The sequence below is a fragment of the Bradyrhizobium sp. Leo78 genome, from assembly GCF_059512425.1.
In genome coordinates this window covers 1-406 of sequence record NZ_JCAMOT010000253.1, presented here as the reverse complement: position 1 = coordinate 406, position 406 = coordinate 1, and the positions used below count along the sequence as shown (strand labels likewise).

Genomic DNA, 406 nt, shown 5'->3' with positions numbered 1-406 from the left:
AGCCGGCGCGGTCATAGCCCGTCAGGTCGATCTTGTTGACGGCGAGCACGAACTGTCTGATGCCGAGCAGCGAGGCGATCGTCGCGTGACGGCGCGTCTGCTCGAGAATGCCGAGCCGCGCATCGACCAGCAGGATGGCGAGATCGGCAGTCGAGGCCCCGGTTGCCATGTTGCGGGTATATTGCTCATGGCCGGGCGTATCGGCGACGATGAAGGAGCGCTTGTCGGTCGAGAAATAGCGATAGGCGACATCGATGGTGATGCCCTGTTCGCGCTCGGCCTGCAGGCCGTCGAGCAGCAGTGCGAAGTCGGGCAGGCCGAGGTCGTTCTGCTTGCCGGTGGAATCGCGCCGCAGGGTTGCGGCCTGGTCTTCCTTGACCGCCTTGGTATCCCAGAGCAGGCGGCC

At 65.0% G+C, this 406-nt stretch carries 1 protein-coding gene; it reads right to left on the bottom strand.

What is annotated here, in order from left to right:
* Window positions 1-406, bottom strand: a 406-nt coding sequence (locus AC5ZG1_RS44550) for a GTP-binding protein (RefSeq protein WP_496136592.1), incomplete at both ends; no start/stop codon positions are given.